The 24,762-nt window shown below is 71.1% G+C and carries 19 protein-coding genes; 5 read left to right on the top strand and 14 right to left on the bottom strand.

From position 1 onward, the window contains the following. Window position 1 precedes the first annotated feature (1 nt). Window positions 2–949 carry a catalase family peroxidase gene (locus tag ACIG5F_RS39270; protein WP_396525143.1) on the bottom strand — a complete coding sequence of 316 codons (948 nt, stop codon included), beginning with the start codon at window positions 947–949 and terminating at the stop codon, window positions 2–4. 86 nt (window positions 950–1,035) lie between these two features. On the opposite strand from ACIG5F_RS39270, the gene ACIG5F_RS39265 reads away from it, so the two are divergent. Then, a complete protein-coding gene (locus ACIG5F_RS39265) occupies window positions 1,036–1,335 on the top strand; it encodes a hypothetical protein (protein WP_396525142.1) in 300 nt (99 codons plus the stop codon). A 47-nt stretch (window positions 1,336–1,382) separates the two neighbouring features. Continuing rightward, complete coding sequence (locus tag ACIG5F_RS39260) at window positions 1,383–2,102, top strand: hypothetical protein (protein WP_396525141.1); 720 nt, start codon at window positions 1,383–1,385, stop codon at window positions 2,100–2,102. Here ACIG5F_RS39260 and ACIG5F_RS39255 read toward each other — a convergent pair. Together ACIG5F_RS39255 and ACIG5F_RS39250 are read right to left on the bottom strand one after the other, a co-directional pair. Next, window positions 2,011–3,618 (bottom strand): AMP-binding protein, encoded by a 1,608-nt coding sequence (locus tag ACIG5F_RS39255; protein ID WP_396525140.1) that lies wholly within the window; start codon window positions 3,616–3,618, stop codon window positions 2,011–2,013. The two genes, ACIG5F_RS39260 and ACIG5F_RS39255, sit on opposite strands and share 92 nt — an antisense overlap. A 69-nt stretch (window positions 3,619–3,687) precedes the next feature. Continuing rightward, complete coding sequence (locus tag ACIG5F_RS39250; protein WP_396525139.1) at window positions 3,688–7,059, bottom strand: S8 family serine peptidase; 3,372 nt, start codon at window positions 7,057–7,059, stop codon at window positions 3,688–3,690. Window positions 7,060–7,382: 323 nt separating this feature from the next. Here ACIG5F_RS39250 and ACIG5F_RS39245 point away from each other — a divergent pair, with 323 nt between their 5' ends. Beyond that, window positions 7,383–9,077, top strand: coding sequence for a cytochrome c biogenesis protein DipZ (locus tag ACIG5F_RS39245; protein ID WP_396525138.1), 1,695 nt, complete (start codon window positions 7,383–7,385; stop codon window positions 9,075–9,077). 381 nt (window positions 9,078–9,458) lie between these two features. Here ACIG5F_RS39245 and ACIG5F_RS39240 read toward each other — a convergent pair whose 3' ends face one another. The 7 genes from ACIG5F_RS39240 to ACIG5F_RS39210 form a co-directional block, all read right to left on the bottom strand. Continuing rightward, window positions 9,459–10,784 (bottom strand): rhamnulokinase family protein, encoded by a 1,326-nt coding sequence (locus tag ACIG5F_RS39240; RefSeq protein WP_396525137.1) that lies wholly within the window; start codon window positions 10,782–10,784, stop codon window positions 9,459–9,461. After that, entirely contained in the window at window positions 10,781–12,817 is a 2,037-nt protein-coding gene (locus ACIG5F_RS39235) for a bifunctional aldolase/short-chain dehydrogenase (protein ID WP_396525136.1), read from the bottom strand. The genes ACIG5F_RS39240 and ACIG5F_RS39235 overlap by 4 nt, the downstream gene beginning before the upstream one ends. Beyond that, window positions 12,805–13,953: an L-rhamnose isomerase gene (gene rhaI / locus ACIG5F_RS39230; protein WP_396525189.1), complete on the bottom strand. Its 1,149-nt coding sequence runs from the start codon at window positions 13,951–13,953 to the stop codon at window positions 12,805–12,807. The genes ACIG5F_RS39235 and rhaI overlap by 13 nt, the downstream gene beginning before the upstream one ends. Window positions 13,954–13,988: 35 nt before the next feature. Continuing rightward, window positions 13,989–15,041 (bottom strand): rhamnose ABC transporter substrate-binding protein, encoded by a 1,053-nt coding sequence (gene rhaS, locus ACIG5F_RS39225; protein WP_396525135.1) that lies wholly within the window; start codon window positions 15,039–15,041, stop codon window positions 13,989–13,991. Further along, window positions 15,038–15,988, bottom strand: a complete 951-nt coding sequence (locus tag ACIG5F_RS39220) for an ABC transporter permease (protein ID WP_396525134.1) — start codon at window positions 15,986–15,988, stop codon at window positions 15,038–15,040. Before ACIG5F_RS39220 ends, rhaS begins: the two co-directional genes overlap by 4 nt. Further along, window positions 15,985–16,947: an ABC transporter permease gene (locus ACIG5F_RS39215; RefSeq protein ID WP_396525133.1), complete on the bottom strand. Its 963-nt coding sequence runs from the start codon at window positions 16,945–16,947 to the stop codon at window positions 15,985–15,987. Before ACIG5F_RS39215 ends, ACIG5F_RS39220 begins: the two co-directional genes overlap by 4 nt. A 169-nt stretch (window positions 16,948–17,116) precedes the next feature. Continuing rightward, on the bottom strand, window positions 17,117–18,604 hold the full coding sequence (locus ACIG5F_RS39210) for a sugar ABC transporter ATP-binding protein (RefSeq protein WP_396525132.1): 1,488 nt from the start codon (window positions 18,602–18,604) through the stop codon (window positions 17,117–17,119). 131 nt (window positions 18,605–18,735) lie between these two features. Here ACIG5F_RS39210 and ACIG5F_RS39205 point away from each other — a divergent pair, with 131 nt between their 5' ends. Then, window positions 18,736–19,746 carry a LacI family DNA-binding transcriptional regulator gene (locus tag ACIG5F_RS39205; protein ID WP_396525131.1) on the top strand — a complete coding sequence of 337 codons (1,011 nt, stop codon included), beginning with the start codon at window positions 18,736–18,738 and terminating at the stop codon, window positions 19,744–19,746. A 4-nt stretch (window positions 19,747–19,750) separates the two neighbouring features. Here the strand turns inward: ACIG5F_RS39205 and ACIG5F_RS39200 are convergent, their stop codons facing one another. Beyond that, the gene (locus tag ACIG5F_RS39200) at window positions 19,751–19,909 is read right to left on the bottom strand and encodes a hypothetical protein (protein WP_396525130.1); all 159 of its coding nucleotides are present in this window, start codon (window positions 19,907–19,909) and stop codon (window positions 19,751–19,753) included. A gap of 448 nt (window positions 19,910–20,357) precedes the next feature. Between ACIG5F_RS39200 and ACIG5F_RS39195 the strand changes: the two genes are divergently transcribed. Next, complete coding sequence (locus tag ACIG5F_RS39195; protein WP_396525128.1) at window positions 20,358–21,959, top strand: DUF885 domain-containing protein; 1,602 nt, start codon at window positions 20,358–20,360, stop codon at window positions 21,957–21,959. On the opposite strand, the gene ACIG5F_RS39190 is transcribed toward ACIG5F_RS39195, so the two are convergent. From ACIG5F_RS39190 to ACIG5F_RS39180, 3 genes are all read right to left on the bottom strand, one after another. Further along, window positions 21,956–22,390, bottom strand: coding sequence for a hypothetical protein (locus ACIG5F_RS39190; protein ID WP_396525127.1), 435 nt, complete (start codon window positions 22,388–22,390; stop codon window positions 21,956–21,958). The two genes, ACIG5F_RS39195 and ACIG5F_RS39190, sit on opposite strands and share 4 nt — an antisense overlap. Before the next feature lie 26 nt (window positions 22,391–22,416). Then, a complete protein-coding gene (locus tag ACIG5F_RS39185; protein WP_396525126.1) occupies window positions 22,417–23,454 on the bottom strand; it encodes a DUF6745 domain-containing protein in 1,038 nt (345 codons plus the stop codon). Between the two features lie 160 nt (window positions 23,455–23,614). After that, entirely contained in the window at window positions 23,615–24,718 is a 1,104-nt protein-coding gene (locus ACIG5F_RS39180; RefSeq protein WP_396525125.1) for a hypothetical protein, read from the bottom strand. Window positions 24,719–24,762: the final 44 nt, after the last annotated feature.

Below are 24,762 nucleotides of genomic sequence, written 5' to 3'. Positions count from 1 at the left end.
TTCACTTCCCCTGGGTGCGCCGGCCGTGGGAGACCGAGTAGACCTGGCCGCGGAACCGCAGCACCGGGTCGTCGGACAGCTCGATGCCGGGCACCAGCCGGGTCGGGTCGAACATGCGCCGGTCCCATTTGGCCTGGTCCTCGACCGGGCCGGTGACCAGCAGCCGGCCGACGGTGATCTCCGTGCGGTCGCCCGGCCACAGCACCGTGCAGTCGTCGGTCGGATCGCCGGGCTGGGCGATCTGCACCTTCAGCTGGAACGCCACCGTGGTCGTGGCCAGCCGTTCGGCCAGCTCGTCGGACAGGTAGGTCGGCGACTTCTCGGCCGCCCGCTCGTCGGACAGCTGCTGCACGCCGGCCTCCGGCTCCCAGCGGTAGCGCACGGCCGTGCGGCGGCGCATCCGGTCCAGCCAGATGAACGCGTGCACGGCCCAGTAGCGCAGGGTCGCGTAGCTCACCGGGATCGGCGTGTTCTTCACCGCCCGCAGGCCGCGCATGGCCTCGGTGTGCTCGGTGGCGTACTTGCGCACCACTTCCGGGTCGGGCGAGCCGGTGAACATGTTGGGCTCGGCCGCCTCCAGGAAGTCCCGGAACGCCTGCGGGGTCGCGGCCACGAACACCGGCTGGCTCACCGACAGCAGGTCGGTGGCCACGCCGCCGGGCAGGTGGAAGGCCACCGACAGGCCGCGGGCCGAGCGGGTGCGGTCCCAGATGTAGGGGTTTCCCGAGAAGTTGGAGAAGCGCACGGTCGCCGGGACCGGGTCGCCCTGGAGGTGGGCAGCGGTGGTGTACTCCGCCGCCGCGCCCGTGGGTAGGAAAACCGCGCGGTAGCAAGCCCCTTTCGCGTGGGCCCGGCGGTAGCCGGGGTACAGGCCGGACACCCACTCCAGGCGGTCGACGATGTCGACGGCCAACTGCGGATGGGCGCCGTCGGGCGGCTGAACGGACATGGGCGAGATCCTGTTCGGCTCTGCGTCGGACCGTGGCCAGACTAAGGCGCGGCCGTCTTGGTGCCAAGCTGGGTACCGTTGTCGGCATGGAAGGGCAGCAGCCGCCGGGCCCGAAGGACCGTTTCGACGACGACCTGATCGGATTGGACCCGAACGATCCCGAGGCCAAGGCGTTCGCCGAGCACCTGGACCGGATGGAGCGGGTCAGCAACAACTACACCGTGGAGGGCTATCTGGCCGGGGTCACCGACTTCGCCGAGTCCGCCAACCGGTCCAGGGGTCACCGCCGGCTGATGGTGGGGCTGGTGGTGCTGCTGATCCTGCTGGGCGTGGGCTTCGCCACCTGGAACCTGCTCACCTTCACGCTGGGCGTCATCTTCCCCTGACGACTGTGCCCGACGAGACACCGTCACCTTGCCGCGGCGGGAGCATCATGACGACGGCGGGTGAGGGGGCGGTCATGGTCCACGGCAAGGGAAAACACGACGTCACGGGGTGGGGCCGGCACCGACCGGCGTGGCGGCCGGCCGCGCGGGTGGGCCGGGTGGCGCTGACCGCGCTGCTGGTGCTGTCGGTGGTCGCGGCCGGCACGTGGTGGATCTACCGCGACGTCGACGCCAGGTTCGTGCTCGTGGTGCTGGCCGCATGGGCGCTGGTGGTGGCCGCGGCGTGGTGGCTGGGGTCGGCGTGGCCGGGCGCGCTGATCGCGGCGTGCGGGGTGATGCTGATGCTGATCGCCGGCCCGATCTGGCTCGACGACGCGGTGCTGGCCGCGCGCGGGCACACAGTCGTGGCGCGGGTGTCCAGGGTGGACACCAGCCAGAGCCGCCAACACCTGGACTACACGGTGTGGCTGACCGACCCGGCCGGCCGGGCGATCGCGCGGCCGCTGCTGACCTATGGTCCCCCGCCGCCGCTGGCGGTGGGCGACGCCGTGACGGTCCTGGCTGATCCGCTGAGCGAGTTGGACACCGAGCCGGTGGACCGGAACTCCGGGCCGTGGATGCTGGCGTTGCTGCTCTCCGGCGTGACGGCGGTGGTGGTCGGTTTGGCGGTCTCGGCTAGAGACCGGCCTCCAGGTAGCGGCGGCGGATCGCGGCCCGGGTCGGGCGGCCGGTCCAGCCGGCCGGCATCCGGCCGGACTCGACGATGACCACGTCGCGGACGCGGACGTCGAAGCGTTTGGCCACGGCGGCGCGGACGGCGGCGACCACGGCGGCCACGTCGAGCTCGGCCGGGGGCAGGTGCTGGGAGCGTTCGGCGACGATCACGACGGCCTCGCCGAAGGACAGGGCCACCACCCGGTCGGGGCGGATGGCGGCGTGGGCGGCCCGGGCCACCAGCTCGACCTCGTGCGGGTCGAGGCGGCGGCCGTCGACGGTGAGCAGGTCCTCCTGCCGTCCCAGCACGAACAGCTCGCCCTCGTGCAGGAACCCGAGATCGCCGGTGCGCAGCCAGTGCCGGCCGTCCAGCGCGACCAGCTGCTGCCGGACGGCCACGGCCGGCCCGGACAGCCAGATCTCGCCGACCATGCCGTCGGGCAGCTGCCAGCTGGCGCTGGGGTCGACGATCAGCACCTCGCCGTCGACCGGCACGCCGCTGGACACCAGCAATGACGGACGGCCGTCCGTGCGGAGCACGGCCTTGCCGGCGGCCAACTGCTCGCGGTCGACGGTGATCCGCCGCGGCGGCGAGCCACCGGGGGTCATGGTGACGGGGCCGACCGCGCCGGCGGCGGTGTAGCAGGTGCGCAGGGACTGCGGCGGCAGCCCGCACTGCCCGAAGACGTCCACGGCCACCCGCACGGTGCTGGCGTTGATCGGCTCTCCCCCGTCGACCATGCTGCTGACCTGCGACAGCCGCAGCCACGAGCGGTCCTGCTCGGTGGTCCGGGACGCGCAGTAGGCCAGCGCGAAGTCGGGGGCGGCGGTGATCACGTCCTGGCCCGAGGCCAACGCCTGCAACCACCGTCGCGGCTGCTCCAGCACCGAGGACTGTTCCAGCAGGACGGCCCGCAGCCGGCCGGCCAGCGGCGCGGCGACGCCCAGCACGAAGCCGAGGTCGTAGCAGAGCGGCAGCCAGTTCACGGTCACCGAGCGCCCGGTGACCGCCCGGAACGCCGTCAACGCGCGCTGGCCGGCGGCGGCCAGGTCGCCGTGGCTCAGGGCGGTGCCGTACGGATCGGCTCCCGGGTCCACCGGGTAGCGCAGCATCGCCAGATCCGAGGCGGCGGCCGGGAACCGGTCCACCTCCTCCTCGGGCAGGCCATCCACCAGCACCACCGGGGCGTCGAAGAACGCCTGCACCCGCGGCTTGACTGCGCTGGTGGTGAGCACCGCCGTGGCCAGGCAGTCGGCCAGCACGGCGTGCACATGAGACGGATGGTCGTCGAGATCGGACAGGTCGAGCGGCACCGCCACCACCCCGGCCCACAACGCGGCCAGCAGCGCGACGACGTCGTCGACGCCCTGCGGCGCGAGCACCACGGCCCGGCCGCCCGGCCCGACGACCCGGCGCAGCGCGGCGGCGGTGGATGCGACCCGGCGCTGTAGCGAACCCCAGGTAGCGGTGACCGACAGCCCGTCGAGGCTGGTGCTGTGGTCGACGTAGGTGACGGCTGCGTCGTCGGCGTTGGTGGCGGCCCATGCGGCGAGGTGGTCAGTGAGCACGGTTCCTCCAGACGCGAGGGGACCCCGTCCGACACTAGTGTCCGACGGGGTCCCCTAACCGCGACAGGCTTAACCGATCGTGTAGCTGTACGGAACGCTCGCCAGCTCGTCCCCGCTGAGCAGGACGCCGTTGAAGTTGTCCAGATACAGCACGCCGCTGACCTTCGTGCCCTTCGCCCCGGTCGGGGTGATGGTCACGGTGATGGTCGCGGACTGGCCCGGGGCCAGCACGGTCGGCGTGAAGTCCGGCGCGCCTCCGTCCACGCTCAGCCGCCACAGGTCACCGGTGTTGCTGGTGGCCGTGGTGTCGAAGGCCTGGGCGTGCACCTGCGCGGCCAGGGTGGCCGAGCCGGTGACCTCCGCGTCGGTCGGGCCGAAGGCGGTCGCCACCGCCAGCCACTGGCCCTGCGTGACCTCGGACGCCGCCGAGGTGGCGGTGGCCGACGTGCCGCGCGGCGACCCGTACAGCTCCGGCACGCCGCTGAACGCGGACGCGTCGAAGTCGGCCGGGATCGTCGCGTTCTGCTGGATGGTGAACGAGCGGGCCTCGGTCGGCACCAGCCACTCGGTGCCGGTGGCGGTGGCCGGCTGCGGGAACTGCTGGGCGGCCGAGGTCGGCGGGACCACCAGCAGGTCCTGGTCGGTCTCCGTGGTCAGGCGCGGGTCGGCGAACACGGACTCGGGCGCGACCCCGGTGTTGCGGACCTTGATCTTGACCTGGATCGGCTTGCCCGCCGGCACGGTGCCGCTGGGCACGCCGTCGAACGAGGCGTCGACCGCGTTGAACTTCAGGTGCCCGGTGAAGGGCTGGGACAGCGCCGTGCCGCTGACGCCCTGGCTGACGTTGATCACCAGCTCCCAGCGGCCCTTCTCCGGCGCGCGGACGTAGGACTGGAGCGTCTTGGTCCGGACGACGCCGCTGGCGCCCTGCTGCTGGTTGGTCGACAGCGACAGGATCTGGCCGCTGGGCGACTTCAGCGCGGCGTAGACGGTCTGGTTGGGATCGCCGCCGAGGCTGACGTCCAGGCCGAAGTCCTTCTTGCCGGCCGGCACGTCGAACCAGTACGTCTGGGTCTGCGCCGGCGCGAAGTCGCGGCCGTTGCCGCCGACGATGGCGCCGCCGAAGGCCCCGTCGCCGGCCGGCGTGATCAGGCTGCGCAGGGTCAGCGGCACCGAGGTGACCGCCCCCAGCGGGGTGTCCAGCTCGACCGCGGCCGACAGGTCGCCGGGCTGGTCGGGCGTCTTGGCGGTGACCTTGAAGGTGCCGGACTGGCCGGGCTTCAGAGTCAGCGTGGACGGGCTCACCGAGCCGAAGCCGGTGTACTTGGTGGTGGTGAACTCGTAGGCCACGTTGCCCTTGAACCCGGTCGCGCCCCTGGTCACGTAGAACACCGCGGTCCAGGCGCCCGGCGCCGGGTTGCGGACGTCCACGCGGCCGTGGTTGGACTGGCTGCTGCTGTTCTGCGGCCGGGAGTCGGACTGGTAGACGCCGTTGGGGTCGATCAGGGCCAGCCGGATCGTCGCCGACTGCGAGGGGTTGCCCGGCCAGGCCAGGTCGCCCTGGAGGTGGTCGGCCCCGAACGGCACCTGGAAGGTGGTCTTGGCGTACACCCGGGTGGCGCTGGTGCCGTCGATGAAGGTCGGCGCCGTGGTCGAGGTGGCGTCGATCGCGATGCTGCTGGTGGTGTCGGACAGGGTCTTGCCCAGCACGCGGCCGTGCGCGGACACGGTCTGGATGTTAGGGCTGGTGTTGGTGATGGTCAGCGGCTCGGTGACGGTGCTGCCGGGCTTGGCCGCCGCGGTCAGCTGCGTGTCGCCGCCGGTGGTGGTGGCCAGCAGGCCGGCGCCCTGCGCGGTCGGCTTGCCGTTGCCGTCCTGAATGGACATCGCGGCGCGCACGGCGGCGTAGGTGTTCAGCTCGCCCGCACCCTGCTCGTCGGCCGGCTGGCCGAGATCGCTGGCGGTGCTGGTGAGGATCTGCTTGACCAGCTGCGGGCTCGGCTTGGCGCCGTGGTGGGTGTTCTTGTACGCCTCGATGACCAGCGCGGCCCCGCCGGCGATGAACGGCGCGGCCTCGGACGTGCCGCCGAAGGTGCGGATGTTGGACGGGCGGCCCTGCTCGTCGGTGCACTGCGCGAACCGCGGGTCGGCGCTGCACACCGACCAGCCGGACTCGCCCGGCGCCACCAGGTCCGGCACCCGGCCCAGGTCGTCGACGCCGCCCGAGGACAGCGAGGACATGTTGTCGTTGGCCCAGGTCTTGGCGAAGGTCCGGGCCCCGCGCTCGCCGGTCTGCGCGTACAGCCGGTAGTTGGTGACCGAGCCGGCGGAGATCACGTGCGGGTCGACCGCCGGGGTGCCGATGGTGCCGCTCGGGCCGGCGTCGCCGGTGGAGGCCACGACCGTGACGCCCGCGGCGACCGCGGCGTCGTTGGCCAGGGCGACCGGGTCCACGCCGTCGGCCGGGAACGGGTTGCCGCCCAGCGACTCGTTGATCACGTCGACGTTGTCGTTGTTCACGGCGTAGTCGATGGCCTGCAACACGATCGAGTTGGTGACCAGCTCGGCGCTGCCGAAGATGTTGAGGCCCACCAGGTTCGCGCCCGGCGCGATGCCGCGCACGGTGACGTTGCAGCCCTTGGGCAGCGGGTGCGCGGCGGCGACCACATTGGACAGGTCGTAGGTCACGCGGCCCTGCGCGGCGATGGAGCTGGCGTCGCCGAAGGCCTCCTCACCGGACTGCGGGCCGTTCGGGTCCGTGCCGGAGAAGTCCTGGTAGTCGGTGAAGACGTGGCTGCCGTCGGCCCGGATGAAGTCGGGGTTGTTCGGGTCGAGGCCGTCCGCGATCCACGCGACCGTCACGCCCTTGCCGTCCACGATGTTCTGCGCCTGCGGCAGGCTCGGGTTGGTGTAGGCGGTGTGCGTGGTCTGCAACGCCTCCGGCTCCAGCAGGGGCTTGCTCGGGTCGGTCGGGCAGGCGCCCGCCGCCAGCGGCTGGTCCGGGGGCGGCGTCGCGGCCGCCTTGATCTGCTGCTTCTGGGCCGCGTCCAGCGGCTTGACCGCCCGGGTGCGGTCCGGCACGACCGCGGCGACGTCCGGGTTGGCGGCGAGCTTGCCCGCCTCGGCGTCGGTGACCTTGGCCGAGAAGCCGTTGAGCACGTCGAACGACTTCACGTTCTGCGCGCCCACCTGCTTGGCCTGGTTGACCAGCGGGGCCTGCTCCTGGCCCACGGTCTGCTGGCGCTGACCGCGCTGGGCCTTGGGCGATAACTCGGGGTGCTGGTTCTTGAGCACCACGATCACCGACTGCTTGCTCCCCTGGGCCAGTGCCGCGTCGGCGGCGGCCGCACCGGCGGCCGTCGCGTTCGGGCCGGTCGCGGCGAGCACGCCGGTGACCGTGGCCACGACGAGCACCAGTCTTCGGCGTTGTTGGCGGAACATCCGCGCACACCTCATTCCGGGCGTCTCCACATCGGACCGCCGGAGCCTATGTGTGATCTCCGTCGCGGAGCAGGTCAGGAAGAGGGGTAGTTCCGGGCTTATCCGGAATTACGGACAAAGCGCCACCGTAACTGTTAACAGCAAAAGGGGCGGTGCGACCGAATGGCGACTGGCGCTGTCGCTCCGACGGGCGTAAAACCCGGGTGAGAAACGATGATCACCTAGTGGATCCAGTCAAATGCGTACGGTAGCACGCCCTTGGGCCGGCCGCCGTAAGAGATCGGTAACCGCGGGCGCGGACATACGGGCAGTAGCCTTGCCCCATGGTCACGTTGGTCGTCGTGGGGTTTCTGGCCGGGGTGATCACCAGCCTGTCCCCCTGTGTGCTGCCGGTGCTGCCGATCGTGCTCACCTCGGGCGGGCCGCAGCGCCGCAAGTGGCGGCCGTACCTGGTCATCGCCGGTCTGGTGCTGAGTTTCGCGCTGTCCACGCTGTTCGGCTCGCTGGTGCTGAGCGCGCTCGGGCTGCCCCAGACGCTGCTGCGCGACGCCGGCGTCGTGGTGCTGGCGCTGATCGCCGTCGGACTGCTGTGGCCGCGGTTCGGTGAGCTGCTGGAACGGCCGTTCGCGCGACTGTCGGGCCGTCCGGTGAATCCCGACGGCAACGGAATCGTGCTCGGTCTCGGGCTCGGACTCCTATTCGTGCCCTGTGCCGGGCCGGTGCTGGCCACGATCGCCGTGATCGGCGCCAATCACACCTTCAGCGCCGGCGCACTGGCGCTCACCGCGGCGTTCGCCGTCGGCTGCGGCGTGCCGCTGCTCGTTCTCGCCGTCGCCGGCGACGCCATCACCCGCCGGGTCGCCGCCATTCGTGAACGCGCCCGCGGATTTCGCATCGCCAGCGGTGTGATCATGCTGGTGGTGGCCGTGGCCATCGCATTCAACCTGACCGACGGATTGCAGACGGCGGTGCCCGGATACACCGAGGCGTTGCAGCAATCGGTGGAGAACAATAGCGAGGCCCAGGGTGAGCTGCACAAACTCAACGGACCCGGCGCCGGCTCCGACACCAGCGCCGCCACCGCCGCTCCCGGCGCGAACTGCCAGCCCGGCGGCCAGACGCTGCAGAACTGCGGCCGGGCGCCCGAGCTGACCGGCATCACCGACTGGCTCAACACCAAGCCGCTCACCCTGGCCGGGCTGCGCGGTAAGGTGGTGCTGATCGACTTCTGGACGTACAGCTGCATCAACTGCCAGCGCACCCTGCCGCACGTCGAATCCTGGTACAGCGCCTACCAGAAGGCCGGCCTGGAGATCATCGGCGTGCACACCCCGGAGTTCGCCTTCGAGCACGACACCTCGAACATCGAAGCGCAGGCCAAGGCGCTGGGCGTGAAGTACCCGATCGCCGTGGACAACAGCTACGCCACCTGGAACGCCTACGCCAACCAGTACTGGCCGGCCGAGTACCTCATCGACGCCGAGGGCGACGTCCGGCACGTCAGCTTCGGCGAGGGCGACTACTCCGGGACCGAGCAGCTCATCCGGCAGCTGCTGACCTCGGCATCGTCCACTGTGGACCTTCCCACCGAGACCGAGGTCGCCGACACCACGCCGTCCGAGCAGCAGACCCCCGAGACCTACCTGGGCTCCCAGTACGCCCCGCTGCACGTCAGCGGCGGCACGCCGAACAACAGCACCCTGCAGGCCTTCCAGTTCCCGCCCACGCTCCAGCCCGACACCTACGCGCTGGCCGGCAGCTGGCAGGCCGCCGACGCCGAGTCGATCACCTCCGGGGCCGGGGCCCGGCTGGAACTGAGCTACCAGGCCAAATACGTCTACCTCGTGCTCGGCGGCTCAGGGACGGTGACAGCGCAGGCGAACGGAAAGACCCAGACCATCGCCGTGTCCGGCGAGCCCAAGCTCTACACCCTCGTGGACAACGGCCCCTACCAACGCTCGACCCTGACCCTCGACTTCACTCCCGGCATCGACGCCTACGACTTCACGTTCGGCTGACCGGGGTCCCCCGACTGCCGCGCTCCGTGGCACGTTTGCCGTATCGCCTTGGGGGGTCAGGGAAACCGAGACGATGACCGCGTGACACCTTCCGGCGAAGGACCACGCCGGCTGCGCCGGGGCCGCCTCGTTGGTCGAGCGGGCCTTGGAGTCCTTGCGGGACAACAGCATCGGCAGCCGGGATGTCTTTCCTGACGCTGGGCGCCAGTATCGGTCCCTTGATCATGGCGGCGATGTCATGAAGGGCCCCTTACTGACGTTCAACGTCAGGAAGGGCCCCTTCATGACACCGGACGTCATGAAGGGGCCCTTCCTGGCGTTGGGCGAGAGGATGGGTCCCTTGATCTTGGTGGCGGCGATCGCGGAGGGCGGCGGGGGCGGTCAGGGCGAGGCTGGGTCGTAGCGGCGGATCGGGTGGGTGGCGGCGACGAGGCGGCGGGGAGCGGGGATGTCGGCCTGCACCAGGAGGTTGCCGAGGGCGGTGGCTTCGACGGGGCCGGCGAGGACGGGGAGGCGGCAGGCGTCGGCGGTGAGTTGGCAGAGGAACTCGTTGCGGGAGCCGCCGCCGACGATGTGGACGACGTCGAGTTCCTTGTCGGAGAGGCGTTGGGCGTCGAGCAACGCGTCACGGTAGGCGGCGGCGAGGCTGTCGAGGATGCAGCGGACGATCTCGGGCGGGGTGGCGGGGACGGGCTGGTCGGTGCGGCGGCAGGCGTCGACGATGCGGGAGGGCATGTCGCCGGGGGCGAGGAACTCGGGGGAATTGGGGTCGATGACGGAGCGGCGAGGCAGGGAGGCGGCGGCGAGGAGCAAGGGGTCGCGAGGAAGGTCCCAGACGCGGAGGGACTCCTCCAGGAGCCACAAGCCCATGACGTTGCGGAGATAGCGCACGGTGCCGCCGACGCCGGCCTCGTTGGTGAAATTGGCGGCGAGGCTGTCGGCGGACAGGACGGGACGGTCGAGCTCGACGCCGACAAGGGACCAAGTGCCGCAAGAGATGTAGCCGAAACGGTCGGTGAGGGCGGGCACGGCGTGGACGGCGGAGGCGGTGTCGTGGGAGCCGACGGCGACGACGGGGCCGCCGATGGGGGTGCCGGGCCGGCGAATGGGCGGGAACAGGTGGGCGGGAATGCCCAGGCGATCCATCAAGTCGACCGCCCACTGTCCACTTCGGACGTCGAGCAGCTGGGTGGTGGAGGCGTTGGTGAACTCGGCCCCGATCTCGCCGGTGAGCCAGTAGGCGACAAGATCGGGAATCATGAGCAGGTGGGCGGCCTGCTGGGCCAAGGGATCGGCGACGAGCTGGTAGAGGGTGTTGATGGGCAGGATCTGGATGCCGGTGCGGTCGTAGAGCTCCTCGGCCGGCACGGTGGCCAGCACCCGGTCGACAACGCCGTCGGTGCGGGAATCCCGGTAGCACACCGGATCGGCCAGCAGCCGGCCGGAATCGTCGAGCAGCCCGTAGTCGACGGCCCACGAGTCGATGCCGACGCTGCGAACGTCCAGGCCCCGCAAGCCCTCCGTAACGGAGTGGCGGAGGAACTCGGCGTCCCAGCGCAGGGCGCCGCAGCGTTCGGTCGGCCGGTAGGAGAAACGCGAAACCTCCCGCAGCTCAAGGAGGTCGGCCCCGACGCGTCCGAGCATCACCCGCCCGCTGGACGCGCCGAGGTCGACGGCGGCATAGGAATTCACCGCAGCGGCACTCATCGCAGGAAGGCGCCGGCGACACCGGCGTCGACGGGCACGTGCAGGCCGGTGGTGCGGGACAGTTCCCCGCCGGTGAGCACGAAGATCGCGGCGGCCACGTGGTCGGGCAGCACCTCCTGCTTGAGCAGGGTCCGCTGGGCGTAGTACTCCCCCAGCTTCTCCTCGGGCACACCGTAAACGGCGGCCCGCTGCGCGCCCCAGCCGGAGGAGAAGATGCCCGAGCCCCGGACGACGGCGTCGGGATTGACGCCGTTGACGCGGATGCCGTGAGCGGCCAGCTCGGCGGCGAGCAGCCGGACCTGGTGCGCCTGGTCGGCCTTGGCCGAGCCGTAGGCGACGTTGTTGGGCCCGGCGAACACGGCGTTCTTGCTGACCACGTAGACGATGTCGCCGCCGATGCCCTGGGCGATCATGGTGCGGGCGGCGGCCCTGGACACCAGGAACGAGCCGCGGGCCATCACGCCGTGCTGGCGGTCCCAGTCCTCGTCGCTGGTGTCGACCAGTGGCTTGGACACCGACAGCCCGGCGTTGTTGACCACGAGGTCGATGCCGCCGAAAGCCAGGCAGGCAGCGGAAACGGCCTCGTCGACAGCGTCAGAAGAGGACACGTCGGCGTGCACGGCGACGGCCGACGACCCGATCTCCTTGGCCACGGCCTCAGCCCCGGCCAGATCGCGGTCGGCGACCACCACACACGCGCCCTCGGCCGCCAGCCGCAAAGCCGTGGCCCGACCGATGCCGGAACCGCCGCCGGTGACGAAGGCGACCCGAGCGGTCAGCGGCTTCGGCTTGGGGCGCCGACGCAGCTTCGCCTCCTCCAGCTCCCAGTACTCGATCCGGAACTTCTCGCTCTCCGGGATCGGCGCGTAGGTCGACACCGACTCGGCCCCGCGCATGACGTTGATGGCGTTGACATAGAACTCCCCGGCCACCCGGGCGGTCTGCTCGTCGGCCCCGAAGGAGAACATGCCGATGCCGGGCACCAGCACGATCGCCGGGTCGGCCCCGCGCATCGCCGGCGAGTCCGGGAGAGCGTGCCGGACATAGTAGGCCCGGTAGTCCTCACGGTACTCGTGGTGCAGGTCCCGCAGACGTTCCACAACGGACTCGAGCGGCGCGTCGGCGGCGGTGTCGAGGATCAGCGGCCGGACCTTGGTGCGCAGGAAGTGATCCGGGCACGAGGTCCCCAGCGCGGCCAGCGCGGGGGCCTTGGAGCCGGCCAGGAACTCCAGCACCTCGGGTGAGTCGGTGAAGTGCCCGACCTGACGGTTGTCGGTCGATGCCAGCCCCCGGATCACCGGGGCCAACGCGGCGGCGCGTTCCCGCCGGGCGGCGGGCGCAAGCGCCTGCCATTGCGGGACAACGGATCCGAACGGGTCGGCCGCGCCCCGGGCGTCCAGGAACTCCTGGGCCCGACGGATGATCTCCAGCGAATTGGCCTGGCACTCCTGCGAGGTGGCGCCCCACGCGGTGATGCCGTGCCCGCCGAGGATCACGCCGATGGCCTGCGGATTGGCCCGCTTGATCTCGGCGATGTCCAGCCCCAGCTGGAAACCCGGCCGCCGCCAGTCCACCCAGGCGACCCGGTCGCCGAAGCACTCCCGGGTCAGCGCCGGCCCGTCGGCGGCGGTGGCCAGCGCGATGCCGGCGTCCGGGTGCAGGTGGTCCACGTGCGCGGCGTCGACCAGGCCGTGCATGGCGGTGTCGATGGACGGCGCGGCCCCGCCCCTGCCGTGCAGGCAGAAGTCGAACGCGGCGACCATCTCGTCCTCGCGCTCCACCCCCGGATACACGTCCACCATGGCGCGCAACCGGTCCAGCCGCAGCACGGCCAGGCCGGCCTCGGTCAGGGTGCCGAGATCCCCGCCGGATCCCTTGACCCACATCAGTTCCACGTCGCCGCCGGTCACCGGGTCGCGATCCACCGCCTTGGCCGACGCGTTGCCGCCGGCGTAGTTGGTGTTGCGCCGGTCCGCGCCGATCGAGTGCGAACGGTCCAGTAGAGCCGAGACTTCCGGGTTCACGCGCCCCATCCCATCGCCGAGCCGCCGACCCGCTCGGCCTCGATCTTCTGCTGGTAGCCGGACCGGTGATAAGCGCCGATCGGGTCCGGGTCGAGTCCGTCCTCGGCCCGCAGCTCGGCCAGCAGCGGGCGGACGTCGGTGTTGTAGGCGTCCATGAGCGCGGCGTTGGCGGCGAGCACGTCGCCCTCGGCCTGGGCCTTGGCCAGCGCTTCACGGTCGACGAGTAGCGCCTTGGCCGTCGCCTCCTGCACGTTGAGCACCGACCGCAGCATGGCCGGCACCTTGGGCTCGATGTTGTGGCACTGGTCGAGCATGAACGCCACGTCGGCCTCGGGGGCCAGCGCGTCGGCCGACACGATCTCGTGCATGATCCGGAACAGCTGGAACGGGTCGGCCGCCCCGACCATCAGGTCGTCGTCGGCGTAGAACCGGCTGTTGAAGTGGAAGCCGCCGAGCTTGCCGGCCCGCAGCAGCAGGGCCACGATGAACTCGATGTTGGTGCCGGGGGCGTGGTGCCCGGTGTCCACCAGCACCTGCGCCTTCGGGCCCAGGTTCACGCAGTGCGCGAACGAGGTGCCCCAGTCCGGCAGGTCCATGGTGTAGAAGCTGGGCTCGAACAGCTTGTACTCCACCAGCATCCGCATGCCGTCGGGCAGCTGACCGTACACTTCGGACAGTGCGTCGGCCAGCCGGTCCTGCCGGGCCCGGATCGAGTCCTGGCCGGGGTAGTTGGTGCCGTCGGCGAACCACAGCGACAGGATCGTCGACCCGGTCTGCACCCCGACCTCGACGCACTCCAGCAGGTGGTCGGTGGCCTTGCGGCGGATCTTGGGGTCGGGGTTGCAGACGCTGCCCAGCCGGTAGTCGTCCTCCTGGAACACGTTGGGGTTGATGGCCCCGACGGCGATGCCGTGGTCGGCGGCGAACCGGGCCAGCGCGGGATAGTCGTCGACCCGGTCCCACGGGATGTGCAGGGCGATGCTGGGCGCCACCCCGGTCAGCTCGTGCACCTTGGCCGCGTCGGCGATCTTCTCCTGCGGCGTGCGCGGCACACCCGCCTGGGCGTAGACCTTGAACCGGGTGCCCGAGTTGCCGTACGCCCAGGAGGGCGTCTCGATGCGGTGCCTGCGCAGCTGCGCCTTCACGCCTTCCACGGCGTCTCTCCTTCGCCTGCGAGCCCTCAGAAGTTGTACTTGTCGACGTTATCCTTGGTGAAGGTCAGCGGGGGACCCAACACCACCTCGCCGTTGGCCCCGATGGTGTACTCGCCGAGGTCTGCGGCCTTGAACTTCTCGCCCTGCTTGCCGGTGATCTGCCCCGAGGACAGCGCGACCGCAGCGTAGGCGGCCAGCGCCCCCAGCTTGGCCGGGTCCCACAGCTCGACCGAGCCGACCGTGCCGTCCTGGATGAACTTACGCATCTGGTTGGGCGTGCCCAGCCCGGTCAGTGCGACCTTTCCCTTGTACGACGAGGAGTCCAGGTAGCGCGCGGCCGCGGCCACGCCGACCGTGGTCGGCGAGATGATGCCCTTGAGATTGGGGTGGGCCTGCAACAGGCCCTGGGTCTTCTGGAACGAGGTCTGGTCGTCGTCGTTGCCGTAGGCGATCTCGTCCAGCTTGATGCCGGCGTACTCGGGTTTGGCCAGCTCCTGCTTCATGATGGCGATCCAGGCGTTCTGGTTGGTCGCGTTGGCCGTGGCCGACAGGATGGCGATCTCGCCGGAGCCGCCGATGGCCTGGGAGATCAGCTTCACCTGGCCGGCGGCGATCTCCTGGGACGAGGCCTGGTTGATGAACACGTCGCGGGCGTCGGCGGCGGCGTCCGAGTCGAAGGTCACCACCTTCATGCCCTGCTTGCGGGCGGCCTTGAGGGCCGGCGCGACGGCGTTGCTGTCGTTGGCCGCCAACAGAAGCGCGTTCTGGCCCTGCTGCGCGGCGGTGTTGATGTAGGTGACCTGCGATGACGCGTCGGCGTCGGACGGGCCGGTGGCTTTGAACTGCTCGCCCAGCGCGGTCGCGGCCTGCTCGGCCCCGCCCTGCGCGACCGTGAAGTAGGGGTTGTTGACCTGCTTGGGCAGGAAGGTGATCTTCAGGTCCTTGGCCGTCGGCGCGTTCGGGTTGGCGGTGGCCTGGGTCGACCCGCCGCCGGTGTCGCCGCCGGAGTTGTTCTTGGTCGTGCCGCCGCAACCGGCCACCAGCAGGGCGGCGGACAACAGCACAATCACCCGCTTCATGGTGTCGCACCTCTCAGACGCTTGGTCACGGCCGGCGCGAACACGCTGGCCAGCAACAGGATTCCGGTCACGAGCTTGACCACCTCGTTGGCGACGTCGTCCAGGATCAGCGCGTCGGTCAGGCCGCCGAGCACGAGCGCCGCCAGGATCACGCCGACGATGCTGCCGCGGCCGCCGAAGATGGACACGCCGCCCAGCAGCACGGCGGTCACCACGTCCAGCTCCAGCCCGGTGCCGTTGTCGGCGCGGGCACTGGCGTACCGCAGGGTGTAGACGATGCCGGCCAGTGCGGCGACCGCGCCGGTCAGCACAAAAAGAACGAACTTGACCCGTCTGACCCGGATGCCGGAGAACCGGGCCGCCTCCTCGTTGGCCCCGATGGCGAACACGGCCCGGCCGAACGTGGTGGCGTGCAACAACAATCCGAACACGACGGCCAGCACCGCGAAAAGCACGATGGAGTACGGGATCCAGGTGCCAGGCACCGGCGTGGTGCCGAACTGCGTGTAGCTGTCCGGGAAATCGGCCACGGCCTGGTCGCCCAGCACCACGAACGCCAGCCCCCGGTACAGCGCCAGCGACCCGATCGTCACGGCCAGCGACGGCAAGCCCAGCCTGGTGACCAGGAATCCGTTGATCGCCCCGCACACCGCCCCGACGACGATCACGAACGGCAGGATGGCCTCCAGCGGCCAGCCCTCGTTCCACAGCGTGCCGATCAGCGCGCTGGACAGGCCCAGCACCGAGGCCACCGACAGGTCGATCTCGGCCGCCACCACCACCAGCGTCAGCGGCATCGCGATCAGCGCCACCACGGCCAGGTCGCTGCCCACGTTGAACACGCCCCGGCCGGTGAGGAACGCGCCGCCGGTGGCCGCCGAGCCGATCACGGCGACCAGCACCAACAGTGCGAACAGCACGCTCTCCCAGCGCAACAACGACTTCACGCGCTGACTCCCCTCGACTGGCGGCGCAACCGGGCCGCCACTCGCAGCGCCACCCCGCGGTCCAGGGCGATGGCCGCGATCAGCAGCGCGCCGGTGATCGCCTGCTGCCAGAACTGCGCGATGTGCACGACCTCCAGCGCGCTGCCGATCGTCGACAGCAGCAACGCCCCGAGCGCCGCCCCGGCCACGGTCCCGCTGCCGCCGAAGATCGCCACGCCGCCGACCACCACCGCCGAGATCACCTGGAGCTCCAGCCCGGTGCCGACCGTCGCGTCCACCGTGCCGTAGCGGGCAACGGCCAGCACACCGGCCAGCCCGGCGACCGTGCCCGACACCAGGAATGCCGTGAACACCCTGCGCCCCACCGGAATGCCGGCCAGCACCGCCGCCTCGGGGTTGGAGCCGATGGCGTACAGCTCGCGCCCGCTGCGGTAACTGCCCAGGTGCAGCGCGGCGATCCCGAGCACCACCACCGTGATGAGCACCAGGTACGGCACGCCGAGCACGCTGCCGCTGCCCAGGTCCAGAAATCCTTCTGGCAGGTTGGCCGCGTTGATCTGCCGGCCGTGCGCCCACATGAAGTCCAGGCCGCGGAACACGCTCAGCGTGCCCAGGGTGACGACCAGGCTCGGCACCTTGCCCAGCCCCACCAGCGCCCCGTTGACCAGCCCGCACAGCGCGCCGACCACGATGCCCACCACGATCGCCAGCGCCGGGTTGACCGCGAACGTGTCGGCGGTGATGAACGCCGACAGCCCCAGCACCGAGCCGACCGACAGGTCCACGTTGCGGGTGATCACCACCATCGTCTGCCCCACGGTCAGCAGCGCCACCAGGCAGGCGTTCAGCAGCAGATCCCGAATCCCCTGCCCGCTCAGGAACAGCGGATTGACGACCGCCGTCACCGCGACCACCACCGCCAAGGCGATCAGAATCCCCAGTTCCCGGATCACACTCACCGCCCCTCCCCCCACCGATGCCAGGAAAGGCCCGATACTGGCGCTGGGTGCAGTGAAAGGGCCTTTCCTGGCATGAACGGCGCCCCCACCCGCCTCGGCACTGACCGTTCGGAAGGCGGCTTTCCTCCACTCGGAGTGGAGGAAAGCCGCCTTCCCGCGAACGGCGCTCTCATCCCGCCGCCACCCCCGTCGCCGCCAGCACGATGCGTTCCTCGTCGGCCTCGGCCCGGTCGAACTCGCCGACCACCCGGCCCTCACGGACGACCAGCACCCGGTCGGCCATGCCGAGCACCTCCGGCAGCTCCGAGGAGATCATCAGCACCGCCACGCCCTGCCCGGCCAGCTCCGACAGCAGGCGGTGCACCTCGGCCTTGGTGCCGACGTCGATGCCGCGCGTCGGCTCGTCCACGATCAGCACCCGCGGCTGCCGGGACAGCCACTTGGCCAGCACGACCTTCTGCTGGTTGCCGCCGGACAGCACGCCGACCGGGTCGGTGAGCCTGGCGAACTTCAGCTGGAGCTTGACCGCCCAGTCCCGGGCCAGCGACCGCTCGGCCGAGCTGCGCAGGAAACCGAAGCGGGACAAGCGGTCCAGCGAGGCCAGGGCGGCGTTGCGTTCGATGGACGCCTCCAGCACCAGCCCCTGCTGCCGCCGGTCCTCGGGCACGAAGCCGATGCCGGCGCTCATCGCCGCCCCCGGCGAGCCGGGGCGGATCCGCTTGCCCCGCACCAGAATCTCGCCGGCGTCGGGCTTGTCCACGCCGAACACCGCCCGGGCGATCTCGCTGCGCCCGGCCCCGACCAGCCCGGCCAGGGCCAGGATCTCGCCGGCCCGGACGTCGAAGGAGACGTCGGTGAAGACGCCTTCACGGGTGAGCCGGCGCACCGACAGAACGGTGTCGCCCGCCTCGACCTCCTGTTTGGGGAACAGGGCGTCGAGGGAGCGGCCGACCATCAGCCGCACCACGGAGTCCGGGGTCTGCTCGGTCAGCGGCCCCGACCACACGAACCCGCCGTCCCGCAGCACGGTCGCGTCCTGGCACAGCTCGAAGACCTCGTCGATACGGTGCGACACGAACAGCACCGCCGCCCCGTGCTCGCGCAGGGCCCCGACCACGCCGAACAGCCGCGCCACCTCGGTGCCGGACAGCGCCGCCGTCGGCTCGTCCATGATGATCACGCGGGCGTCCGAGCCGAGCGCCTTGGCGATCTCCACCAGCTGCTGGTCGGCGATGGACAGGCCGCGGGCCGGCCGCCGGGGGTCGATGTCCACGCCCAGCCGCTCGAACAGCAGCTCTGCCTGCTCGCGCATGGCGGCCGTGTCGACCAGGCCGCCGCGGCGGGTCGGATGCCGGCCCATGGCCACGTTCTCGGCCACCGACAGGTCCCCGAACAGGGTCGGCTCCTGGTAGATCACCGCCACGCCGGCGGCCTTGGCGTCGGCCGGCGAGGCGAAGCGGGTGGGCCGGCCGTCGGCCAGCAGCTGCCCGGAGTCCGGCCGGTGCACCCCGGCCAGGACCTTGATCAGCGTGGATTTGCCGGCGCCGTTCTCCCCCAGCAGCGCGTGCGCCCGGCCTCCGGTCAGCGTCAGCGACACCTCGCGCAGCGCCCGCACCGCGCCGAAGCTCTTGCTGACGTCCGCCAGGGCGACCTCCACCGGCAGCCTCCCCTAAATCGTTTCAACCCGGCACCGCAGGAAGCCTGCCCTCGACCCCCGAAGGTGTCAAGTGTCACAGGGTTGACCAGGGTCTACTCTGATTGAAACGATTCGAGCCCAAAGGGGAAAGAGTGCCGGTCAGCATCAAGGACGTGGCGGCCCGGGCCGGCGTCTCGGTGGGCACGGTGTCCAACGTGCTCAACCGGCCCGACGTCGTCGCCGACGATACCCGGCACAAGGTGCTGGCGGCGATCGAGGCGCTCGGCTTCGTGCGCAACGAGTCGGCCCGGCAGCTGCGCACCGGCACCGCCCGCGCGATCGGGCTGATCGTGCCGGACGTGTCCAACCCGTTCTTCACCGACGTGGCCCGCGGCGCCGAGGACGCCGCCAGCGACGCCGGGCACGTGGTCATCCTGTGCAACAGCGACGAGTCCGCGCAGCGCCAGGACCGGCATCTCCAGCTGCTGGCCGAGCAGCGGGTGCACGGCGTGCTGATCACGCCGGTCGAGGCGGCGCCCGAGCCGGTGCTGCGCCTGCGCGAGCGCGGCGTGTCCGTGGTCCTGCTCGACCAGCACGCCGACGTGGAGGACACCTGTTCGGTGTCGGTGGACCACCGGCACGGCGGCACGCTGGCGATCAACCACCTGCTCGCCGAGGGACACCGTGAGCTGGCGATGATCACGGGCCCGCTGTCCATCGCGCAGTGCCGGCAGCGCCTGGACGGGGCGCGCGACGCGCTCGTGGCGGCCGGGCGGGACCCCGAGGGGCTGCGGGTCATCGAGGTGAACGCGATGAACGTGGTCTCCGGCCGCGACGCCGGAGAGCGGGTGCTGGCCGGGACGCGCAGGCCGGACGCGGTGTTCTGCGCCAACGACCTGCTTGCGCTCGGCGTGCTCCAGGTGATGGTCCGCGCGGGTGTGCGCGTGCCCGGAGAACTCGCTATCGTCGGGTACGACGACATCGACTTCGCGGCGGCCGCCGCAGTGCCCCTGACCTCCGTGCGCCAGCCGAGCCGGCTGCTCGGTCGACGCGCGGCCGAACTGGTGCTGGGCGAGACCCAGTCACCGCAGGAGCACGTCCATCATCACGTGGTGTTCTCTCCCGAACTTGTGGTCCGGGAATCCAGCAGGCGCTTCCGCTGAGCGCCTACTCGAAGCCGCGCATGATCTGCGGCTCGTAGCCGTCCTCGCGGTCGGCGTCCCAGACCAGGCTCTGCTGCGGCAGCTGCGGCTGGCCCTCGTTGTCGTCCTCGCCCCAGTTCCAGCTCCAGGCGCGAGGGCTGTCGTCGATGTCCAGACGTCCCATCGGTGTCACTCCCCAGGTCTCATGTCGTCGGGTTCCTTCACGGTCTCCACTTCGTTGTGGTCTACATCACTGTGCACGAGCGCTTCCCTGGACTCAACCAAGTTTAGGGATCTTCGTCGTGGTTTATAGGGGTTCTCTAGAAGGTTAGCCATGCCTAACCTCCCTTGGGGTGACAGATCCGCCGTTTTACCGGATCTTGGTGTAACGGGCGTCGCCAGATGTATCGAATCCCCAGGTCACGGGGTTACGTGCGGCGGTGCGTCCACGCCATTGGGGCCCTCGCCCGGTCGGCGACCGATCCGGGGGCCCGTTCCGGGCCGCGAGTAAGGGTCGCTGCGGCGATCGGACCGGTCCGCCGGCTCCGCGCGGCCCCGGTAGGGTCGCCGTCGGGGGAACCGAGACGTCCGATCATACAGGCAGTTCCCCGTTTCTCACCTGGGGGAATGTCATGTCCGTGCTGGTGGATCTCGCCGACGAGCTGTTCGAGCGGCAGCTGGATCGATTCCCGCTGAGCGCCAGCCTGATGGGCCTGCCCGGCCACGACCACCGGCTCACCGACTACAGCCGGGCCGCCGACCAGCGGTTCGCCGCCGCCATCGAGGCGGTGGCGGCCCGGGCCCGGGCCGTGCCGGAGGAGGGCCTGAGCGACGCCGACCGGATCACCCGGCGGATCATCGAGCACGAGACCGGGAAACTGCTCGGGCAGATCGAGGGTCGCTGGATCGAGTTCTCGGTCAGCGGCCTGTTCCTCACCCCGGCGGCCGGGCTGCTGGCCCTGTTGGCCGACGTGCCCGTGACCGAAGGTCTGCCCGAACGACTGGCCGCGCTGCCCGATGCGCTCGCCGCGATCGCCCAGCGACACCGGGAAGGCCTGGCCGACGGGCTCACCCCGGTCGCCCATCTCGTCCGGCAGACGATCGACAACCTGAACGCCCGACTGTCCGGAGTGGACGCTTACGCCCGGTCGGAGGCCTGCCGGCCGGTCGTCGCGTCGGCGGTGGCCCCGGCCATCGCGGCGTACCGGGACTTCCTGGCCACCGAGCTGATGCCGCATGGCCGGGACGCCGAGCACGGCGGCGTCTGCTGGCTGCCCGGAGGCGAACGCCGCTACGCCGAGGCCGTGCGCGCGCATACCACCACGTCCCTGACGCCCGACGAGCTGCACCGGATCGGGCTCGACGTGATCGCCGGGCTGGCCGACGAGTACGTCCCGCTCGGCCGGTCGGTGTTCGGCACCGACGACCTGTCCGAGATCTTCCGCCGGCTGCGGGAGGACCCAGCCCTGCGGTGGTCCGACGCCGAGGAGATGATCGCCGCCGCCGACGCCACCGTGCGCCGGGCCGAGGCCGTCGCCCCGGCCTGGTTCCACCGGCTGCCGTCCGTCGCCTGCCAGGTGCTGCCCTATCCCCCGGGCACCCCGGCTTCGACGCCGCCGGCCTACCGGCACGGCACCCTCGACGGCTCCCGCCCCGGCACCTACTACGTCAACACCGCCGTGCCGCACGAGGCCGCCCGGCACAAGACCGAGGTCACGTCGTTCCATGAAGGCGTGCCCGGGCACCACTTCGAGGTCACGCGGGCCGAGTCCCGCGACTGGCTGCCGATGCTGCGCCGGACCGCCTCCGTCACCGCGTACCGCGAGGGCTGGGCCCTCTACAGCGAGCGCCTGGCCGACGAGATGGGGCTCTACTCCACCGACCTGGACCGTCTCGGCATGCTGATGATGGACTCCACCCGCGCCGGCCGCCTGGTCGTGGACACCGGCCTGCACGCGCACGGCTGGTCCCGCCAGCAGGCCATCGACTACCTGCTGGCCAACACCCCGATGGCCCCGCACCACGTTGTGTCCGAAGTGGACCGTTACCTCGCCGTCCCCGGGCAGGCGCTGGCGTACATGGTGGGGCGCCTGGAGTTCCAGCGGCTGCGCCGGCTGGCCGAGTCGACGCTGGGCGATCGCTTCGACATCCGCGACTTCCACGAGGCCGTGCTGGCCGAGGGCCCGGTGCCGATGTCGCTGCTGGCCGACATCGTCACCGGGTGGCTCTCCTAGTCGGCCACGAGCACGGCGCCCCGCAGGCCGACGCCGCGTTCCTGTTGGCGGCGGACGAGCCAGCGGCCGGGGGCGATGCCGCTGCCGCCGTGCTCGGGGTGCACCAGGTAGGCGGGTGCGGTGTTATCGACGACGGCGATGGCCAGGCCGGTGGCGTCGCGGAAACCGTTGGTCCAGTGGCAGGTGCCGACGTCGGCGACGAGGGTGTGCGGGTTGTTGCCGCCCTCGCCGCGGACGAGTTCGACGCCGCTGGGCGGCACCGGCTGCCAGCGGCCGGACCCCCACAGGAGGATCGCGCCGAGCATGTCCAGCGGGATGACGATGAGGTCGCCCTGGGCCTGGAGGCCGTCCACGACCGGGACGGCGACCTCGCGTTCCAGGTGGTCCAGCACGTCGAGGCCGGACCAGCTGAGCAGTTCTGCCAGATTCATGGTGATCACCTTGGGAGAGAAGGGGTTCAGGTGCGGCGTAGCAGCCGCGAGTACTGGGCGCCGGTCAGGCCGTAGGACCAGCCGGCGGCGTCGACGGGGTCGGACAGCCAGGGCGGGACCCGCAGCCCGTACCAGCGGCGGGTGCCGTCCCGTTCGACGGAGCCGTTGACGGCCAACAGGATTCTGTTCCGATCCGACCAGTCTTCGTAGAGGCGCAGTTCGCTGCCGTGGTTGCCGGGGTCCGGCGCCTGCGCGAGCAGCTTCAGGCCGGCTTGTTCGATGTAGGTCGGCCAGCCCAGGTTCTCGATGGCGCAGCGGCGGATCTCGATGTTGCGCTCGGCCGCGATCGCCTCGACGGTCGGGTTCCGCACCGCCCAGGCCGGCACTCTCGTGCCGTGCCAGCAGTGCACCGACCAGCCGTCCGGGAACACCACCGCCGGGCCGGCGCGATCGTGCAGCCGCAACTGGTTGTCCACGGTCTCGGTCCGGATCGCCAGCGGTCGTTCGGAAATCACGCAGCGGCCGTCGCGGGGCCACCACCAGCCGCAGGACCGGGCGATCGTCGCCCACAGCTCCAACTGCTCGATGTGCCTGCGCGCGAAGGGAACACCGCAGACCTGGTGGAACACCTGGTAGTACGCCACCCAGTCGGCGTCCTGCTGGCCGTACCAGTGCAGGCCGTAGCCGGCCGTGAGCTCCTCGCGTATCCGGTAGGCCACCGCCCGGCGCACCGACTCGCCCAGCCTCTTGCGCACCGCATTGTCCACAAGGGACACCTCGTAACGCGTCAGCGGACCATCGAGCCGTTGGCGCATAAGGGAAACGAGACTGGCCAGCCGGCTCTCCAGCGGCCATGGCCCGTCGGACCGCAGCAGGACCGGCGACGGTTCGAGCACATCACCGATCGCGCCCGGCGACGGGATCCACACGAACTCCGGCGGCGGCTCGCCCAGCAGCGCATACAGCCCGGTGATGGCTTCCTCGGCGGCCGACCGGTCCGCGCCGGCCGTGCTCAGCCCATGAGCGAGCCAATCCGACCGCATCTGGGCGATGTCGGACCACACGGTATTGACGGGGATGCGGCGGAACTCACGCCGCGGGTGGCGACTCAACGCGCCTGGGCGAACACGCCCTTTCCATCAGACATGGCACGATCATGACATCACCCCGGATCTCGCGCAAGTGGGTCGGGCGGTCTCTCCCCGGGGACCGCCCGACCGGTTGTCAGGCCGCGAATTCCGTTGTCGGGCCGACCATGTTCGGCGGGCCGGCGGGCCACACGGCGCCCGGGCCGGGGCCGTGCGGGCCGACCTTGATCTTCACCGGGCGGGGGCCGTTGCCGCAGTAGAAGTCGTCGTCGAAGGCGGCCGTGCCGGCGATGCCGGCGCCGGCGGGGGCGATTCCGGTTGCGGTGGCTTGGAATCCGGGCTGCCAGCCGCCGGTCGGGTCGGAGGGCAGCACGGTGACCGCGCCGCTCTTGGACACGTAGGCGACGAAGTTGCCGGCGGGACCGGTGGCGGCGGCGAGCCGGGCTCCGGCCGGCGCGTCGCCGGCGGCCGGGTGCGGAACCGGCGTCCCGGGCGCGGCCGGACGCACCTCGTACACCCGGCCGTCGAGGCCGGTGTAGAAGAGCAGGAGCGTGTCCGGGGTGGCGTCGGACTTCGGCGTCACGGCGATGGGTTCGCCGGGTGTCGCCACGCCCGTGGCCGACAGCACGGCGTCGGACAGCGCGCCGGTCGGGCTCACCCACAGGACGTGCAGCGCGCCGTCGACGTCGATGGCGGCCAGCATGGTCCGCCCGTCGGTGAGAGTGGCCATCGCGAAATCGCCGCCGGGCGGGGCCCACGGCACGATGATCTTGGCCGGCGGTGGCTTCGGACCCGTTGTGCCGCAGGGGTCGATGACCTCCATGAACAACGTGAAGCCCGGCTGCCCCCCGATGGCCAGCCGGAGCTTCCCGTCGGCCGCGGCGGCGACCAGCTTCGCGCCCCTGGGCGCGGCGCCGGGGTCGGTGACCGGGACCGTACCCTGGGTCGGGCAGGTCTTCAGGACCGTGCCGTCGTTGCCGACGGTGAACGCGGACAGGCCGCCGGCCGTGCGGACGGCGGTGATCGGGGCGCCCGGCGGCGCGATCTTCTGGCTCCCGACCGGAATCGTGGTGGCGCCGTTGTCGGAGTCGACGAACGCGGTCACGGTGCCGTTCTGGTCGACGAAATACGCCGACGCCGCCGACGGCACGGCCGCACCGCTGTTCGAGGACAGACCGACCAGCAGGCACAACACCGCCACCACCGCCGCGGACCAGCGACGCGGCCAGGTCTTCCCCATCGTTCCCCCTTCGGCTCCAACCATGTTCGTGGCGGCGCGAAGTC

This window comes from Kutzneria sp. NPDC052558 (assembly GCF_044547355.1).
GTDB lineage: Bacteria > Actinomycetota > Actinomycetes > Mycobacteriales > Pseudonocardiaceae > Kutzneria.
This window is presented reverse-complemented; position numbering and strand designations above follow the sequence as displayed.